Genomic DNA, 16,027 nt, shown 5'->3' on the forward strand with positions numbered 1-16,027 from the left:
TCACGCGCCGGCGAGGCGCTCCGGCCCCTCCGCCCCGGCGATCCCCGGCCCGATCGCCTCGAGCCGCGCGCGCACCCAGCCGGCGTCCAGCAGCACGCGGGTGCCGCTCCGCTCCGGGGCCTCGAACAGCAGCTCCGCCAGCACCTCCTCGACCACGGCGCGGAGCCCGCGCGCGCCCGCGCCGCGCTCGCGCGCGAACGCGACCAGCTCGTGCAGCGCGCCGTCGGTGACGTCCAGCTCCACGCCGTCCGCCGCGAGCAGGGCGCGCATCTGGCGGAGCACCGCGTCCGGCGGGCCGGTGAGCACCTCCAGCAGCGCCTCGGGCCCGAGCTCGTCGAGCTGCACCATCACCGGGAGCCGGCCCAGGAACTCGGCCAGCATCCCGTACTCGACCAGGTCGCGCGGCCGGATCCGCCGCCGCGCCGCCGCCGCGCCTGGCCGCGCGCCGAAGCCGAGCGACCGGCCGTCGCCCGCGTACGCGAACAGGTCGGAGAACGTGCCGGCGCAGACGAACAGGATGTCGGTGGTGTCCACCGGCACGGTGTCGCGGCGCGCCCACTGCGGCCCGCCCAGCCCGAGCGGCACGTGCACCTCGCGCCCCTCCAGCAGCTTCAGGAGCGCCTGCTGCACGCCCTCGCCGCCGATGTCGCGCTGCCCCGCGCCGCCGCGGGCCGGCTGCGAGCGGCGCGCGATCTTGTCCACCTCGTCCACGAACACGATGCCGCGCTGCGCGTCCTCGATGGAGTGGCTCGCGCGCAGCAGCAGCTCGCCGATCATGGTCTCCACGTCCTTGCCGTAGTAACCGGCCTCGGTGAACTCGGTCGCGTCGGCGACGTGGAACGGCACCTCGAGCACGCGGGCCAGGTGGCGCGCGAGGTGGGTCTTGCCGCAGCCGGTCGGGCCGACGAGCAGCACGTTCGACTTCTGCACCGCCACCTCGCGGCTCGCGCGGCGCATCGCCACGCGCTTCAGGTGGCTGTAGGCGGCGATCGCCAGCGCCCGCTTCGCGGGCTCCTGGCCGATCACCCAGCGCGACAGGCTCGCGTGGATCTCGCGGGGGGTGAGGATGGGGAGCGGCTCGTCGAGGCGCAGCGGCGGCTTCACACCCTGAACGGTATGGCCGGACGGCGCCGCGGCAACGACGTGCCGGGCGCGCGCCGGGACGCGGCGCCGCTCAGCGCCCGGCCAGCGCCCAGCCGATCAGCTTGTAGAGCAGGCGGGCGCCCACGTTGCCGTCCCAGTCGCCGCCGTCGGGCCCGGGCGACACCTCCACCAGGTCGAAGCCGACGATGCGCCTGCCGCTGCGCACCACGGCGCCGATCAGGTACGCGGCCTCCTGGAACGAGAGGCCGCCCGGCACCGGCGTGCCGGTGTGCGGGCAGAGCGTGGGGTCGAGCCCGTCCACGTCGAAGCTGACGTACACCTCGCGCGGCAGCGGCTCGACGATGCGCCGGACCTGCGCCGCCCAGGGCTCGCCCTCGAAGCGCGCGCGCGCCAGCGGGGCGTCGTGGTGCTGCACGACGCGGCCCCCCGACGCGGCCGCGTAGGCGTGCTCCTCCTCGGAGAGGTCGCGCAGGCCGACCTGGACGATCCGCGACAGCTCCGGGAGCCGCTCGGCCGCGTTGTAGATCACCGACGCGTGGCTGTACGTGAACCCCTCGAACGCGACCCGCAGGTCGGCGTGGGCGTCCACGTGCAGCAGACCCATGCCCGGGTGGCGGCGCGCGTGCGCGGCGATCGCGCCGAGCGCGGTGGAGTGGTCGCCGCCCACCAGGCCGACGGTCTTGCCGCGGGCGAGCAGGCCGGCGACGCGCTCCTCGACCCAGGCGTTCACGCGCCCGCAGGCCTCGTCCACCTCGGCGACCGCCCGGGCCAGGTCCTGGCGGCCGGGCACGAGCCCGCCGGCGGCGATGACCGGCTCGGCGGCGGCGCGCGCCTCGCGGTCGAGCCGCGCGATCTCCTCGGGGACGGGCAGCATGTGGATGCCGGCCTCGTACGGGCGGCCGGTCTCCACGTCGAACAGGTCCACCTGCCGGCTCGCGTCGAGGATCGCCTCCGGGCCGCGCGAGGTGCCGCCGCCGTAGGAGGTGGTCGCCTCGAACGGCACCGGGACGAGCACCACGCCGGCGTCGCGCTCGGAGTGGGGGAGGCCGAACACGCCGGAGCCGGGCTGCGCGGCGGCGGAAGGATCGAAGGTCATGGCCGGAGTCTAACGCGGCCGGACGGGGCGCAGCCCGTGAGGATCCGATCGCGTCGCTGACCGCGCGCCGTCAGGCGCGCCCGCGGGGACCTCGCGCGAGCCCGCGAAGGCGGGCGCGCGAGGTCACGGGCCCCGCGCAGCCCGGAACCAGCCGATCGCGGCCCTGATCGCGCGCCGTCAGGCGCGCCCGCGGGGACCTCGCGCGCACCCGCGAAGGCGGGCGCGCGAGGTCACGGGCCCCGCGCAGCAGGGTGGGGCCCCGCGGAGCTCCGCTCCGTGGGGCGGGGCGCAGCCCCGTTCAAATGGCCGGTCGGACCGACGACTGGAGCTGGAGCTGCACGAGGCCGATCTGGCCGTCGTCGGCCGGCTTGAACGCGAGCTCGGAGAGCTTGGCCTGCCGGTAGACGTCGAGCATCCGCTCCTGGCCCAGGCGCCACACCGACACCATGGTGCACGCGGTGGAGTGGCCGCAGGCATCCTCGCCGTCGAGGCAGACGTTGAGGGCCACCGGGCCCTCCACCGACTCGATCACGTCGAGGAAGCTGATGTCGGCGGGCATGCGCGCGAGCGCGTAGCCGCCGTGCGGTCCGCGGGTGGAGCGGACCAGGCCCGTGTCCACCAGGGTCTTCAGGATCTTGGCGAGGAAGTCCTCCGGCACGTCCATCTGCCGGGCGATCTCGCGGAACGGGACGACGGAGTCCTGCGGGATCGACGCCAGGTAGATCATGGCCCGCAGGCCGTAGTCGATCTTCCGTGAGATCCGGAGTACGTGCTGCATGAACGCTCGCCTTTCCGCGCGCCGGCCCCTCTCCCTTCCGGGCGCGCGCCGACCTGGAGAGACGGTTATCTTATCACGTTCGAGGTGCACAGTTCATGGGCAACCCGGCCGCCGGACAGGGCGTCAACGGAAAGATTGACCTGCACTCGCACAGCAGGGCGTCGGACGGCCAGTATCCCGCCGGCGAGGTAGCCGAGCGGGCGAGCGCGGCGGGCGTGGCCGTGTGGGCGCTCTGCGATCACGACACCGTGGCGGGGATGGACGATGCGGCCGCCGCGGCCGCGCGGCTCGGGCTGCGGCTGGTGCCGGGGATCGAGCTCTCGGCGTTCCTGGAGCGCCGCGAGATCCACCTGCTCGGCCACTTCGTGGACCCGGCGCACCCGCGCCTGCGCGCGTTCGAGGACTTCCTGGCGCTGCGCCGGCGCGAGCGCATGGAGCGCATCGTGGAGAAGCTGGGCGCGCTCGGCCTGCGCCTCCGCGTCGAGGACATCGAGAAGTGGAGCGGCGGCAAGACCATCGGCCGCCCGCACGTCGCCCGCGCGCTGGTCGAGCTGGGCGCGGTGGCCACCGTGAAGGAGGCGTTCGACGCCTACCTCGGAGAGGGGAAGCCGGCGTACGTGCAGCGCTACCGCCTCGAGTCGGACGAGGCGGTCCGGCTGGTGCGGGCCGCCGGCGGCACCACCACGGTCGCCCACCCCGGGGTCTCGAAGCTGGAGCGCTGGGACCTCGAGCGCCTCCGCCAGGCCGGCGTCGAGGGGCTGGAGGTCTACCACGTGGATCACAACCCCTCGGTGCGCGAGAAGTACCTGCGCATCGCCGAGGCGCTCGACCTCGTGCCCACCGCCGGCTCCGACTTCCACGGGGAGGCGGTCGCGCCCGACCGCCACCTCGGCGACGTGAGCATGCCCCCGCACGAGCTGGAGCGCCTCGAGGCGCGCCGGCCGTAGCCGCGCTCCCGCGGCGAGCCGGGCCCCGACGGCTCCGCCGGCGGGGCGAGGGCGCAGCCGAAGGACACCAGCAGGGAGGGGCCCCAGCCGCAGGCTGGGGAGGGGTGCAACCCCTCCCCGCGGGGACCGCTCGCGCGCCCGCGCAAGCGGGCGCGAGCGGTCACGGGCCCCGCGCAGCAGGAGTGGGGCCCTGACGGCTCCGCCGGCGGGGCGAGGGCGCAGCCCTCGCAATGAAAAGCCCGACCAGCGGGGGCTGGTCGGGCCGGAGGGCCTCGCGGGGGGAGGGTTCCCGCTACTAGCCCCGGAACAGCGGCAGCGACGCGCGCGTCCACTCGATCATCGGCGCCCACCAGACGCCGAAGATCAGGATCAGCACCGAGAACGCGCCCAGCATGAGCTGGTAGCCGGGCTTCGCCGGCATGGGCTTCGGCTCCGCGTACGGCACGTCGATGAACATCGCGCGGACGATCCGCACGTAATAGAAGAGCGCCACCGCGGTGTTGAGCGCCGCGATGACCGCGAGCAGCGCGTACCAGTTGCCGCCCGGGCCGGGGATCCGCTCGAAGACGGCGTAGAACAGGTACCACTTGCCCGCGAACCCGGCGAACGGCGGGATGCCGGTGAGCGAGAACAGGAAGATGGCGAACGCGACCGCCGCGACCGGCGCCCGCTTCGACAGGCCCCGGTAGTCGAGGATCGACTCGGAGCCGGTGGACTCCGCCACCCAGATGACGACCAGGAACGCGCCCAGGTTCATCACCAGGTACACGAGCATGTAGATCATCACCGACTGCACGCCCATGGCCGACACCGTCGCGAGGCCCATGAGCATGTAGCCGGCGTGCGCGATGGAGGAGTACGCGAGCAGGCGCTTCAGGTTGGTCTGCGCGAGCGCGCTCAGGTTCCCGAGCGTCATGGTGACGGCCGAGACCACGCCGATCACCGCCGGCCAGGGGATGCCGCCCAGCGCCTCGGCCAGGCCGGTGGTGGGGGAGGCCGGGCCCGCGAACGCCGACAGGAAGAAGCGGAGCGCCAGCGCGAAGCCGGCCGCCTTCGGGCCGACCGACAGGAACGCGGTGAACGGCGTCGGCGCGCCCTCGTACACGTCCGGGCACCACATGTGGAACGGGACCGCGGCGATCTTGTAGCCGAGGCCCGCGGCGACGAACACGGCGCCGACCACCAGCGCGATGCGGGTGGCCGCGAGCGGCAGGCCCGACGCCTGGATGGCCTGGATGCGCGGCCCCAGCTCGAGCAGGCTGGTGGTGCCGGTCAGGCCGTACAGGTAGCTCATGCCGAACAGCATCACGCCCGAGGCCACGCCGCCGTAGATGACGTACTTCAGCGAGCCCTCGGCGGCCTTGCGGTCCGCGCGGCGGAAGCCGGCGAGCACGTAGCTCACGATCGAGACGAGCTCGATCGACATGTACATCATGAGCAGGTCGGTCGCGCTCGCCATCATGAACAGGCCGAGCACGACGGCGGTGAGCAGGCCGTAGAACTGGCCGACCCGCGAGGCGTCGAAGTCCTTGCCCTGCGCGGTGATGAGCACGGTCAGCGCGCCGGCGCCGAGGAACAGCCACTTGAAGAAGATCGCGAACGCGTCGTTCGCGAGCATGCCGTTGAACAGCGTCTGCGCGTCGGCGGGCTGCTGCGCCAGCAGCGCCGCCGCGGCCGCGAACACCACCAGCGAGGCGGCGCTCAGCCAGGCCACGCGGGTCGCGCTCTTCTTCCAGGTGATGTCCAGCACGAAGAGGACCAGCGCGCCCACCGTGAGGGCCGCCTCGGGGCGGAACCACGCGGTGGAGCGCAGGTTCTCTTCGACCAGTGGGATGAGGTCCGTCATGCGTCGCCCCTCGGGCCTACAGCGGCTTGATGTTCTGGATGAGGGCGTGCAGGGCCGGGTTGATGACGCCCAGGATCGCCTGCGGGTAGAAGCCCAGGTAGATGCAGATGACCGCGAGCGGGTACAGCGACATGCGCTCGCGCCAGTTCAGGTCCGGGTAGCCCTTGTAGACCGGGTTCAGCTTGCCCAGGAACATCCGGTGGATCGCCCACAGGTAGTACGCGGCGGTCAGGACGACGCTGGTGGCCGAGATGATCGTGTAGGTGGTGAACACCGGGAACGCGCCCGAGAACACCGTGAACTCGGAGATGAAGCCGGCCAGGCCGGGCAGGCCCAGGGAGGCGAAGAACGCGAGGCCCATGATGGCGCTGTACTCGGGCAGCTCCTGGGCCAGGCCGCCGAACTTCTCGATCTCGCGGTGGTGGGCGCGGTCGTAGATCACGCCCACGATGAGGAACAGCATCGGGCTGATGATGCCGTGGGTGAAGAGGTTCAGCACCGCGCCGGAGATGCCCTGGGGCGTCATGGCCGCCATGCCGAGCAGCGAGAAGCCCATGTGCGAGACGGAGGAGTACGCGATGAGCTTCTTCAGGTCCTTCTGCGCGAGGCAGACGAACGCCGCGTAGATGATGTTGATGACGCCGAACACCGCGATCCCGCCGGCCGCCCAGGCGGTCGCGTCGGGGAGGATCCCGTAGTTGAAGCGCAGGATGCCGTAGATGCCCATCTTCAGGAGCACGCCGGCCAGGATGACGGAGATGGGCGTGGGCGCCTCGACGTGCGCGTCGGGCAACCAGGTGTGGAACGGGAACATCGGGATCTTGATGGCGAACCCGATGAACAGGCCGATGAAGACGATCTTCGCGAACGAGAAGCCGAGGATGGGGGCGGCGTTGCGGAACTGCCCGGCCGCGCCCTGCTTCGCGAGCTCGATCAGGTTGAAGGTGTGGCCGCTCGACCACGAGCCGTCGGCGAGCTGCGCCGGCGCGCTGTTGTAGTAGATGCCGATGATCGCGAGGAGCATCAGCACGGAGCCGGCGAGGGTGTAGAGGAAGAACTTGATCGCCGCGTACTCCTTGCGCGGCCCGCCCCAGATGCCGATGAGGAAGTACATCGGCAGGAGCATGACCTCCCAGAACACGTAGAACAGGAACATGTCGAGGGCGACGAACGTGCCCATCATGCCGGTCTGCAGCAGCAGCAGCATGGCCATGTAGCCCGGCACCATCCGCACCGAGAAGTGCTTGGGGTGGTGCGGGTCGTCATGGCCGTGGTCCACCATGCCGGCCATCTCGGCGTCCTTCTTCCCCGACCACCACGGCATCGACGCGATGGTGGCGATGAAGGAGATGAGGCCGGACAGCAGCACCATCGAGATCGAGATGCCGTCGACCCCGACGTAGAACTCGATGTTGAACGCGCGGATCCAGGTGAAGTGCTGGACCAGCTGCACGCCCGTGGCCGACGGGTCGTACATGCGCCACGCGGCGATGGCCGCCGCGAAGGAGAGCGCGCTCGTCACGAGCGCGATCCAGCGGGAGCCGTCGTCGACGAGCTTCTTGTCGAGGCGGAGGAAGAACTTCGCGGCCAGCAGGACGACGATGAGCGCCGACCCGATGACCGGGAAGAAGGTGGCCCAGCTGAGGACGTTTCCTGGCGTGAACATGACGCGCTCTCCCGGTTGCTACGAGATGAGGAAGTTGAGCAGGACCACCACCAGCGCGCCCCCGAGCGCGCCGTACAGGTAGGTCTGGACCTTGCCGGTCTGGAGCGAGCGGAGGTACCGGCCGCACTCCTGCGTGACGCTGGCGACGGCGTTCACCGCGCCGTCGACGAGGTACTTGTCGATGGCGCCGTCGAGATTCGCGACCACGCGGGTGACCGTGCCGGCCAGCAGCACCAGGCGGTCGATCACGTTCGAGTCGAACCAGGACGCGGCCTGCGCGACCTTCATCGAGGGCTTCAGGACGGCGACCGCGTACAGCTCGTCCACGTAGTACTTGTTGTAGACGACCGTCCAGACGCCGAGGAACCTGTCGCGCAGCCGCGCCGGGACCTCGCTCTTCGCGTCCTTGAACAGCACCATCGCGAAGAACCAGCCGACCGCGCCGGCCAGCACGCCGATCGCCTGGAACATGTACTCGGTGGAGTGCGACAGGTGCTGGAACGGCACGCCCTCCTGCGCGGTCAGCGCGGGCGCGAGCCAGTGCTCGAGGATGGGCGCCTTGCCGGTCCAGGCCATGGGGATGCCCAGGAACAGCGTGAGGAAGGAGCCGAGCGCGAGCAGCGAGAGGACCAGGGTGACGGTCCAGGGCGACTCGTGCGGCGTGCCGCCGTGGTGGCCGTGGTCGTCGTGCGCCGGCGCGTGCGCCGTGGCCGCGGCGGCGGCCGGGGCGTGGACCGCGTGGCCGTGGGCCGGGGCGGCGTGGCCGTGCGCGTGGCCGTCGGCGTGGACCGCGCCGTCGGACGCGTGGACCGAGACCGAGAGGTGCGACATGGCGGCGGCGCCGGCGGCGTGCGGATCCTCGTTGTGCTCGTCGTGGTGCCCGGCGTTCCCGCGGTACTCGCCGGTGAACGTCATGTAGTACGACCGGAACATGTAGAAGCTGGTGCCGGTCGCGGCGACGATGCCGACCAGGAAGATGGCCGGCCCGAGCCACGGGGTGGGCACGCCGAACAGCGCCAGGTGCCCGCTGGTGAACGCCTTGTAGAGGATCTCGTCCTTCGAGTAGAAGCCGTTCATCCACGGGAAGCCGGCGATGGCCCAGCACGCCGCGAGGTAGGTCCAGCGCGTGATGGGCATGTGCTTCTTCAGCCCGCCCATCTTCCGCATGTCCTGCTCGTGGTGGCAGCCGAGGATCACCGAGCCGGAGCCGAGGAACAGCGTGGCCTTGAAGAACGCGTGGGTGAGCAGGTGGTACGCGCCGGCCCAGTACGCGCCCACGCCGACCCCGATGAACATGAAGCCGAGCTGGGAGACGGTGGAGTAGGCGAGGACCTTCTTGATGTCGTACTGGAAGAAGCCGATCGACGCGGCGAAGATCGCGGTCGCGGCGCCGATGAGCGCCACCCAGCCCATCGCGCTCGGCGAGAGCGCGAACAGGAAGTTGAGGCGCGCCACCATGTACACGCCCGCGGTCACCATGGTGGCGGCGTGGATGAGGGCGGAGACCGGCGTCGGGCCGGCCATCGCGTCGGGGAGCCAGACGTAGAGCGGGATCTGGGCGCTCTTGCCCATCGCGCCGACGAACAGGAGGATGCAGACCAGCGTCAGGAGCGAGACGCCCCAGATGCTCGAGCCGGCCAGGTGCTCCTTCACGCCGGTCGAGTCGATCACCACCTGATCCCGCAGCTCGCGGAAGTTCATGGTGGGGCCGACCTTCACGTCGTGGACGGCCGGGGCGAGCGCGTGCGCCTGCGCGGGGGTGGCCGCGGCGGCGGTGGCGTTCAGCTCGGCGATGGGCTGGTAGTCGTTGTTCCGCAGCCCGCTGCCGGTCCGCGGCGTCCACGCGCCGCCCAGGGCCCAGAACAGGAGGAACAGGCCGGCCAGGAAGCCGAAGTCGCCGAAGCGGTTCGCCACGAAGGCCTTCATGCCGGCCTTCGCCTTCTCGGGGTCCGTGTACCAGAAGCTGATGAGCAGGTACGAGGCGAGGCCCACGCCCTCCCACCCGAAGAACATCACCGCGAAGTTGTCGCCCATCACCAGGAGCAACATCGCGAAGACGAACAGGTTCAGGTAGCTGAAGAACCGCCAGTACGACGGCTCGTCGTGCATGTACCCGATGGAGAAGACGTGGATGAGCGAGCCGATCCCGGTGATGACCAGCACCATCATCATGGAGAGCGGGTCGAGCGCGAACCCGAAGTCCACCGTCAGCCGCCCGGCGGTCATCAGGTTCCAGAGCGTGTCCTGGAGGAAGCGCTCCTCGGAGGGGAGCCGCAGCATCTGGGAGAACGCGACCAGCGCCACCCCGAAGGCGGCGAACATCGCGGTCACCGCGATGCGGTGGACGATCTTCCTCCCGAACAGCTGCTGCAGCTTCCAGCCGATCAGCGCGTTGATGGTCGCGCCGATGAGCGGGAACAGCGGGATGAGCCAGAGATAGCCGACGTTCGTGACGGCGATCCGGCCGAGCTCGTGAGCGGTCTCGTGCATCGGCTACTCCCGCATCAGGTCCGCGGCGCGGACGTCGATGGTCTTGAACGTCTGGAAGATGGCCAGGACGATGGCGAGGCCCACCGCCGCCTCGGCCGCGGCCAGGACGATGACGAAGAGGGCGAAGACCTGTCCGGTCACGCCGCCGCCCGCGTAGTGGTTGAAGGCGACGAAGTTCACGTTGGCGCCGTTCAGGATGAGCTCGACGCCCATCAGGACGCCCACCGCGTTGCGGCGGGTGGCCACGGTCACCATGCCGAAGGCGAACAGCAGGGCGCCGACGACGAGGAAGTGCGAGAGCGAGATCTGCATGGCGTTCTCCGGCCGGTCAGTCGGCCTTGATCTCCTTGCGCGCGATGACGATGGCCCCGACGAGCGTCGAGAGCAGCACCAGCGACGCCACCTCGAACGGGAGCAGCCACCGCGAGAGGAACGCGTCGCCGATGGCCTGGGTGGTGGGGGCGAGCGGCGCGGCGGGCCCGGCCTGCCACGGGGTGAGCAGCGCGACCGCCAGCAGCACCGGCGCGGCCGAGACGAACAGCAGGAACCCGCCGAACAGGCCGAAGCTGGTGTTGGAGACGTTGATCTCGGTGATGCGGTTGGTGAGCATCACCGCGAACAGGATCAGCACCAGCACGCCGCCGATGTAGATGAGCAGCTGGGTGACGGCGACGAAGTCGGCCGAGAGCAGCACGTACAGCGCGCCGGCGCCGAGCAGCGCGGTGAGCAGGCCGAACGTGCTGTAGAGGATGTTGCGCGAGAGCGCGACGCCCGCGGCGCCGGCCACGGTGAGGACCGCGAGCACGTAGAACAGCACGTCCGGCAGCCCCAGGCCCGCCGCCTCCGGGCGCGGCGTGGCCAGCGCGGCGGGGCGGATCACCTGCGTGGTCATGTAGGCGACGAAGGCGACCACCACGACGGTGGCGATGGCCCAGGCGGTGAGCTTTCCTCCCTTGGATTCCATCGGCGGCCTCACTTGGACTCGGGGTTGGCGGCGGGGGCCGCGGGCGCGGCCGGCGCCTCGGCGGCCGGCGCGGCGGGCGCGGGCGCGGGGGCGGCCGCAGCAGGGGCGGGAGCCGGGGCGGCCGCCTTGGCCGGCGCGGGCGCGGCGGGGGCCGCGGCGGCGCCATCCGCCTTCGCGGCCGGCGCGGGCTTCGCGGCCGGGGCCGCCTTCGCGGCGGGCTTCGCCTCGGCGGGCTTGGGCGGCTCGGGCGGCAGGAACTGCGGGGCCGCCCGATCCCAGGCGTTGGTCTCGAGGCGCTTGCGCACCAGCGAGCCCAGCGGGACGCGCGGGTAGTACTCCGCGTTCTTGTCCACCTTGTAGACCGGGAACGGGCTCATCGGGTCGGCCCACCGGAACACCAGGTTGCGGATGTGCCGGTGCGTGCCCTCGAACTCGCGGGTGTGCTGGATCGAGCCGGTGGGGCAGGGCTCGACGCACAGGCCGCAGAACATGCACTTCGCCTCGTCGATGTCGAACTGCGTGACGACGCGCTGCTTCGGGTTCGCCGCGTCCTTCTCCAGGGAGATCTGGATGCAGCCGATCGGGCAGGCGCGCTCGCAGGCCTGGCACCCGGTGCAGATGCCGGTGTCGACCTCGAGGAACCCGCGGTAGCGCGGCGGGAGCATGTCGCGCACCGGCATGGGCGTGCGGTCCGGGTACTGGACCGTCGTCGGGCGGCGGGCGAGGTACGAGAGCGTGATCGAGAGGCCGTGCCAGAAGGACTTCACCGTGTCCCGGATGGCGCCGGTGTACTCGCGGACGGTCTGAGGCATCGTTCCGGTCCCCTTACCAGTTGGTGAAGTCGACGCGGTCGCCGACCGCGGAGATGTTCCGCCGCGTCAGGCGGAGGAAGAAGAAGCCCGCCACCACCGCCGCGGCGACCATCAGGCCCCCGATCACCGGCGCGGTCGCCGGGACGCGCGTCACCAGGATCTGCCAGAGCAGCGTGGCGACGAAGCAGACGAAGGCGAACGGGACCAGGTACTTCCAGCAGAGGCTCATCATCTGGTCCACGCGGATGCGGGGCAGCGTCCAGCGGACCCACACCACCACGTTGAGGAGCACCAGCGTCTTCGCGACGAAGATCAGCATCGAGGCGAGCTGGAGGCCCCACCAGGCCAGGCCGGGGAGGTCGCCGGCGCCGCGCGCCGCCGCGAACACCTCGGGGCCGGCGAACGGCACCTGCCAGCCGCCGAAGAACAGCGTCACGCTGATCGCCGACATCACCCAGAGGTTGCCGAACTCGACCAGGAAGAAGAGCGCGAAGCGGAAGGCGGAGTACTCGGAGAGATAGCCGGCCACCAGCTCCGACTCGGCCTCGGGGAGGTCGAACGGGGTGCGGTTGCCCTCGGCGAGCTGCGCCACGAAGAAGATCCCGAACGCGACCAGCGCGAACGGGTTCGTGAGCGCGTGCCACTCCCACGGCCAGGCGCCCTGCGAGCGGATGATGCCCTGCATCGAGAGCGTGCCGGACATGAGCACCGGCACCATCACGGCCAGGCCGGCCGGGATCTCGTAGGAGATCACCTGGGCGGCGGACCGCATGCCGCCGAACAGCGCCCACTTGGAGTTGGAGGACCAGCCGGCGATCAGGATGCCGACCACGATGAGCGCGGTGACCGCGGTGATGTAGAAGATGCCGACGTTCAGGTCCGCGGCGATGAGGCTCTCGCCGAACGGCAGGGCCACGAACACCAGCGCGAAGCCCACCATCACGAAGTAGGGCGCCGCGCGGAAGAGCAGCCGGTCCGCCTCGGCGGGGATGAGGTCCTCCTTGAGGAGGAGCTTCACCGCGTCGGCGATCCACTGGAAGAAGCCGGCCGCGCCCACGCGGTTGTAGCCGATGCGGCTCTGCATGCGGGCGCTGACCCGCATCTCCCACCACACCGTCATGCCGGAGATGACCGCGCCGAAGGACACGAGGATCAGCGCCAGCACCGCCATGGCCACCAGCCACAGCGCGTACCGGCCGCCCTGCGACCACCCGGAGACGTCCACCCCGGCCGCGCGGAGCGCCGCCGCGAGCATGGCGGGCTTGGAGAGCGGCGACAGCACCAGCACCGCGCCGAGCAGGATGGTGGGCAGCCCGAACCCGACCGCGAGCGTCGCGAGCACGACGCCGCGGGCCGTCCTGCCCGGCCCCTTGCTCAGGTCCTGGTTCTTGATGGCGGGGGCGTTCATCGATCGATCTCCGGGGCGACGACGTCGAGCGACGAGATGAGGGCCACCAGGTCGGCGACCATCAGGCCGCGCGAGATGTCCTCGATGATGCACATGGCGGTGAAGGAGCCGGTGCGGGCGCGCACCCGGTACGCCTTGTTGGTGCCGTCGGAGATCACGTAGTAGGCGAGCTCGCCGCGCGCGCTCTCCACGCGCCCGATCGCCTCGCCCGCCTCCGGCTTGATGTTGCGGGGCACCTTGGCGGTGATCTCGCCCTCCGGCAGCGAGTCCAGCGCCTGGCGGACGATCTTCGAGGACTCGGCCATCTCCAGGCAGCGCACGTAGTACCGGTCGAACGAGTCGCCCGAGGTGCCGTAGAAGCCCTTGCCCACCGGCACGTCGAACTTGAAGTTCGGGTAGGCGCCGTAGGGCAGGTCGCGGCGGACGTCCCAGTCCACGCCCGAGCCGCGCAGGTTCGGGCCGACCAGGCCGTAGTTGATCGCCATCGGGCCCGGGATCACCGCCACGTTCGCGAGGCGCTTCACGTAGATCTCGTTGAACGAGATCAGCCGGTCGAACTCGGCCAGGAACTTGTCGAAGTGGTCGAGGAAGTGGAGGACCTTGTCTCGCCAGCCCTCCGGCAGGTCGAACGCGACGCCGCCGATGCGGTGGTAGTTGTAGGTCAGCCGCGCGCCGCAGAGCGCCTCGAGCAGGTCGTTGATGGTCTCGCGCTCGCGGATGCCGTGGAGCATCGGCGTGAACGCGCCGATGTCCATGACCATCGTGCCCACCGACACCAGGTGGGAGGCGATGCGGCACAGCTCGCAGGAGATGGCGCGCAGCCACTGGGCCCGCTGCGGCACCTCGATCTTGAGCAGGCGCTCGACCGCGATGGCGTAGCCCTCGTTGGCGAACATCGCCGCCACGTAATCCACGCGGTCGGTGTACGGCATGAAGCCGGGATACCCGACCATCTCGCCGATCTTCTCGATCGAGCGGTGCAGGTAGCCGACGTCCGGCGTGGCGCGCTTCAGCACCTCACCGTCGGTCTCGACCAGGAAGTTGATGACGCCGTGGGTGGACGGGTGCTGCGGGCCGAAGTTGAGGATCATCTCCTCGTTCTGGCGGTCCACGCGGCGGAGGATGAGCTTTTCCATGTCGTCTCCCTACGCCTTGGGGGCGGCCGCGGCGGCGTCGGGCGCGGCCGGCGGCGCCGCCCTGGCGGCGGCCTCGGCGCGGCGCTGGTCGTCGAGCCGCTTCAGCTCGACGAGCGGGTTCTCGCGGACGTTGGAGATGCCGTGCCAGCCGCCCGCCTCCTGGTAGTCCTTGCGGAGCGGGTGGCCCACCCAGTCGTCCGGCAGCATCAGCCGGCGCAGGTCCGGGTGGCCGGGGAAGCTCACGCCGAACAGGTCGTAGACCTCGCGCTCGAACCAGTTCGCGGTCTTCCAGACGGCCTCGACGGTCGGGACGACCGGCGCGGCGCGGTCCGCCTCGACCTTCAGCACGATCGCGTGGCGGTGCCGGTACGAGAGCAGGTGGTAGACGACCTCGATCACGTTCCGCTTCGGCCAGTCCACCGCGGTCAGGTCCTCGAGGAAGTCCATCTCGAGGCCGGGCTCGGTGGCGAGGAAGCGGGAGACCTCGACGATCCGCTCCGCCTTCACCACGCAGAACGCGTCGATCTTCGGCTCGGACAGCGGGCCGACGTCGTCTCCGAACCGCGCCTTCAGCCGCTCGTGGATTTCATGAGTCGTCATTCGTCCCTCTTCTACGGTACAGGGCGAAGCGGTACGCCCCATCCGAGCGTTCCGCCCCGCCCCGTCCTGAAACTGCCGGTCAGCGAGCTACGAGTGGTGGAAGGGAGGCCGCTAGGCACCCTCCGCCTGCGCTGCCGGGCGACGCTTGGTGGACCAGGGCTCGCTCCGGACGATCTCCTGGAGCCGGAGGAGGCCCTCGGTGAGCGCCTCCGGCCGCGGCGGGCAGCCCGGGACGTAGACGTCCACCGGGATGACCTTGTCGACGCCCTTGCAGACCGAGTAGCCGAGCTGGAAGAGGCCGCCGCAGTTCGAGCAGGAGCCCATCGAGATGACGTACTTCGGCTCGGGCATCTGGTCGTAGAGCAGGCGGGCGCGCTCGGCCATCTTGTAGGTGAGCGTGCCGGCCACGATCATGAAGTCGGCCTGGCGCGGGGAGGCGCGGGGGATCGCGCCGAAGCGCATCACGTCGGCGCGCGGGCCGCCGGTCTGCATCAGCTCGATGCCGCAGCAGGCCAGGCCGAACGTCAGGTAGTAGAGCGAGCTCGCGCGCGCGAGGTTGATGAGGTTGTCCAGCTGGCTCGTGTGGAGCAGCGTGACGTCGCCGCCGATCCCCGGGTCCATGCGTGCCGCCATGTGCGAACCGCCTCCTGCCTTGCGCGTCCTGCGTTTGACCGCGATCAGTTGATGAACCGCCGGTGCCGCCCGAGTTGTTCCGTCAGGCCGCGCGGCGCGGCTCGGCGCGGGCAGGCGCCTCCTCGCTCGGCGCGCCCAGCGTCTTGACCCACTCGAGGTCGCCGTGGGCCCAGGCCCAGGCCAGGCCGACCACCAGGATGCCGGTGAAGACCAGGAGCTCGAAGAAGGCCACCCAGGCCATGCCCGGACCCTTCGACGTCCAGTCCTTGAAGACCGCCACCACCGGGAAGGTCAGGGCGATGTCCACCTCGAAGACCAGGAAGACCAGGGCGACGAGATAGAAGCGCGGGTTGAAGTTGAACCACGCGACCCCAACGGGGCGTTCGCCGCACTCGTAGATGGATGCCTTTTCGGGATTGGGCCACTTCGGACCCAGTGCGCGAGATGCCGCAATTCCACCGAGCGCGAACCCGACGGTGACCACCGCGAACACGAGTACGGTACCGAAATCGAAGCCCATGGCTGGCGACCCTTTGTGGACCTATCC

Annotated in this window: 15 protein-coding genes; 1 reads left to right on the forward strand and 14 read right to left on the reverse strand. The window is 70.8% G+C overall.

Annotated features, from left to right (window positions below; translation table 11 throughout):
• From clpX to A2CP1_RS06865, 3 genes are all read right to left on the reverse strand, one after another.
• Positions 1–1,104, reverse strand: a complete 1,104-nt coding sequence (gene clpX, locus A2CP1_RS06855; protein ID WP_012632678.1) for an ATP-dependent Clp protease ATP-binding subunit ClpX — start codon at positions 1,102–1,104, stop codon at positions 1–3.
• Between the two features lie 70 nt (positions 1,105–1,174).
• Complete coding sequence (locus A2CP1_RS06860; RefSeq protein WP_012632679.1) at positions 1,175–2,200, reverse strand: agmatinase family protein; 1,026 nt, start codon at positions 2,198–2,200, stop codon at positions 1,175–1,177.
• Positions 2,201–2,498: 298 nt separating this feature from the next.
• Positions 2,499–2,978, reverse strand: coding sequence for an RrF2 family transcriptional regulator (locus tag A2CP1_RS06865; RefSeq protein ID WP_012632680.1), 480 nt, complete (start codon positions 2,976–2,978; stop codon positions 2,499–2,501).
• Between the two features lie 95 nt (positions 2,979–3,073).
• Here A2CP1_RS06865 and A2CP1_RS06870 point away from each other — a divergent pair, with 95 nt between their 5' ends.
• Positions 3,074–3,925, forward strand: coding sequence for a PHP domain-containing protein (locus A2CP1_RS06870; RefSeq protein ID WP_012632681.1), 852 nt, complete (start codon positions 3,074–3,076; stop codon positions 3,923–3,925).
• Between the two features lie 295 nt (positions 3,926–4,220).
• Here the strand turns inward: A2CP1_RS06870 and A2CP1_RS06875 are convergent, their stop codons facing one another.
• The 11 genes from A2CP1_RS06875 to A2CP1_RS06925 form a co-directional block, all read right to left on the reverse strand.
• Positions 4,221–5,771: an NADH-quinone oxidoreductase subunit N gene (locus tag A2CP1_RS06875; RefSeq protein ID WP_012632682.1), complete on the reverse strand. Its 1,551-nt coding sequence runs from the start codon at positions 5,769–5,771 to the stop codon at positions 4,221–4,223.
• Between the two features lie 16 nt (positions 5,772–5,787).
• Complete coding sequence (locus tag A2CP1_RS06880) at positions 5,788–7,437, reverse strand: complex I subunit 4 family protein (RefSeq protein ID WP_012632683.1); 1,650 nt, start codon at positions 7,435–7,437, stop codon at positions 5,788–5,790.
• An 18-nt stretch (positions 7,438–7,455) separates the two neighbouring features.
• On the reverse strand, positions 7,456–9,927 hold the full coding sequence (locus tag A2CP1_RS06885) for a proton-conducting transporter transmembrane domain-containing protein (protein ID WP_012632684.1): 2,472 nt from the start codon (positions 9,925–9,927) through the stop codon (positions 7,456–7,458).
• A gap of 3 nt (positions 9,928–9,930) precedes the next feature.
• Positions 9,931–10,239, reverse strand: a complete 309-nt coding sequence (gene nuoK / locus A2CP1_RS06890) for an NADH-quinone oxidoreductase subunit NuoK (protein ID WP_012525327.1) — start codon at positions 10,237–10,239, stop codon at positions 9,931–9,933.
• Between the two features lie 16 nt (positions 10,240–10,255).
• Positions 10,256–10,891 (reverse strand): NADH-quinone oxidoreductase subunit J family protein, encoded by a 636-nt coding sequence (locus A2CP1_RS06895; RefSeq protein ID WP_012525328.1) that lies wholly within the window; start codon positions 10,889–10,891, stop codon positions 10,256–10,258.
• An 8-nt stretch (positions 10,892–10,899) separates the two neighbouring features.
• Positions 10,900–11,703, reverse strand: coding sequence for a 4Fe-4S binding protein (locus tag A2CP1_RS06900; protein ID WP_012632685.1), 804 nt, complete (start codon positions 11,701–11,703; stop codon positions 10,900–10,902).
• 13 nt (positions 11,704–11,716) lie between these two features.
• The gene (locus A2CP1_RS06905) at positions 11,717–13,111 is read right to left on the reverse strand and encodes a complex I subunit 1/NuoH family protein (RefSeq protein ID WP_012632686.1); all 1,395 of its coding nucleotides are present in this window, start codon (positions 13,109–13,111) and stop codon (positions 11,717–11,719) included.
• Positions 13,108–14,247 carry an NADH-quinone oxidoreductase subunit D gene (locus tag A2CP1_RS06910; RefSeq protein ID WP_012632687.1) on the reverse strand — a complete coding sequence of 380 codons (1,140 nt, stop codon included), beginning with the start codon at positions 14,245–14,247 and terminating at the stop codon, positions 13,108–13,110. Before A2CP1_RS06910 ends, A2CP1_RS06905 begins: the two co-directional genes overlap by 4 nt.
• Positions 14,248–14,256: 9 nt before the next feature.
• A complete protein-coding gene (locus A2CP1_RS06915; RefSeq protein ID WP_012632688.1) occupies positions 14,257–14,847 on the reverse strand; it encodes an NADH-quinone oxidoreductase subunit C in 591 nt (196 codons plus the stop codon).
• Positions 14,848–14,958: 111 nt separating this feature from the next.
• Positions 14,959–15,480 (reverse strand): NADH-quinone oxidoreductase subunit B, encoded by a 522-nt coding sequence (locus A2CP1_RS06920; protein WP_012525333.1) that lies wholly within the window; start codon positions 15,478–15,480, stop codon positions 14,959–14,961.
• Positions 15,481–15,562: 82 nt separating this feature from the next.
• Positions 15,563–16,000 (reverse strand): NADH-quinone oxidoreductase subunit A, encoded by a 438-nt coding sequence (locus A2CP1_RS06925; RefSeq protein WP_012525334.1) that lies wholly within the window; start codon positions 15,998–16,000, stop codon positions 15,563–15,565.
• Positions 16,001–16,027 lie beyond the last annotated feature (27 nt).

The sequence above is a fragment of the Anaeromyxobacter dehalogenans 2CP-1 genome, assembly GCF_000022145.1.
In the GTDB taxonomy this organism is placed as follows: Bacteria; Myxococcota; Myxococcia; order Myxococcales; family Anaeromyxobacteraceae; genus Anaeromyxobacter; species Anaeromyxobacter dehalogenans.

Bases quoted from the DNA above. Each gene is read 5' to 3' on its own strand.
- A2CP1_RS06860 (WP_012632679.1), bottom strand. From the start codon at position 2,200: ATGACCTTCGATCCTTCCGCCGCCGCGCAGCCCGGCTCCGGCGTGTTC.
- A2CP1_RS06865 (WP_012632680.1), bottom strand. From the start codon at position 2,978: ATGCAGCACGTACTCCGGATCTCACGGAAGATCGACTACGGCCTGCGG.
- A2CP1_RS06870 (WP_012632681.1), top strand. From the start codon at position 3,074: ATGGGCAACCCGGCCGCCGGACAGGGCGTCAACGGAAAGATTGACCTG.
- A2CP1_RS06875 (WP_012632682.1), bottom strand. From the start codon at position 5,771: ATGACGGACCTCATCCCACTGGTCGAAGAGAACCTGCGCTCCACCGCG.
- A2CP1_RS06880 (WP_012632683.1), bottom strand. From the start codon at position 7,437: ATGTTCACGCCAGGAAACGTCCTCAGCTGGGCCACCTTCTTCCCGGTC.
- A2CP1_RS06885 (WP_012632684.1), bottom strand. From the start codon at position 9,927: ATGCACGAGACCGCTCACGAGCTCGGCCGGATCGCCGTCACGAACGTC.
- nuoK (WP_012525327.1), bottom strand. From the start codon at position 10,239: ATGCAGATCTCGCTCTCGCACTTCCTCGTCGTCGGCGCCCTGCTGTTC.
- A2CP1_RS06895 (WP_012525328.1), bottom strand. From the start codon at position 10,891: ATGGAATCCAAGGGAGGAAAGCTCACCGCCTGGGCCATCGCCACCGTC.
- A2CP1_RS06900 (WP_012632685.1), bottom strand. From the start codon at position 11,703: ATGCCTCAGACCGTCCGCGAGTACACCGGCGCCATCCGGGACACGGTG.
- A2CP1_RS06905 (WP_012632686.1), bottom strand. From the start codon at position 13,111: ATGAACGCCCCCGCCATCAAGAACCAGGACCTGAGCAAGGGGCCGGGC.
- A2CP1_RS06910 (WP_012632687.1), bottom strand. From the start codon at position 14,247: ATGGAAAAGCTCATCCTCCGCCGCGTGGACCGCCAGAACGAGGAGATG.
- A2CP1_RS06915 (WP_012632688.1), bottom strand. From the start codon at position 14,847: ATGACGACTCATGAAATCCACGAGCGGCTGAAGGCGCGGTTCGGAGAC.
- A2CP1_RS06920 (WP_012525333.1), bottom strand. From the start codon at position 15,480: ATGGCGGCACGCATGGACCCGGGGATCGGCGGCGACGTCACGCTGCTC.
- A2CP1_RS06925 (WP_012525334.1), bottom strand. From the start codon at position 16,000: ATGGGCTTCGATTTCGGTACCGTACTCGTGTTCGCGGTGGTCACCGTC.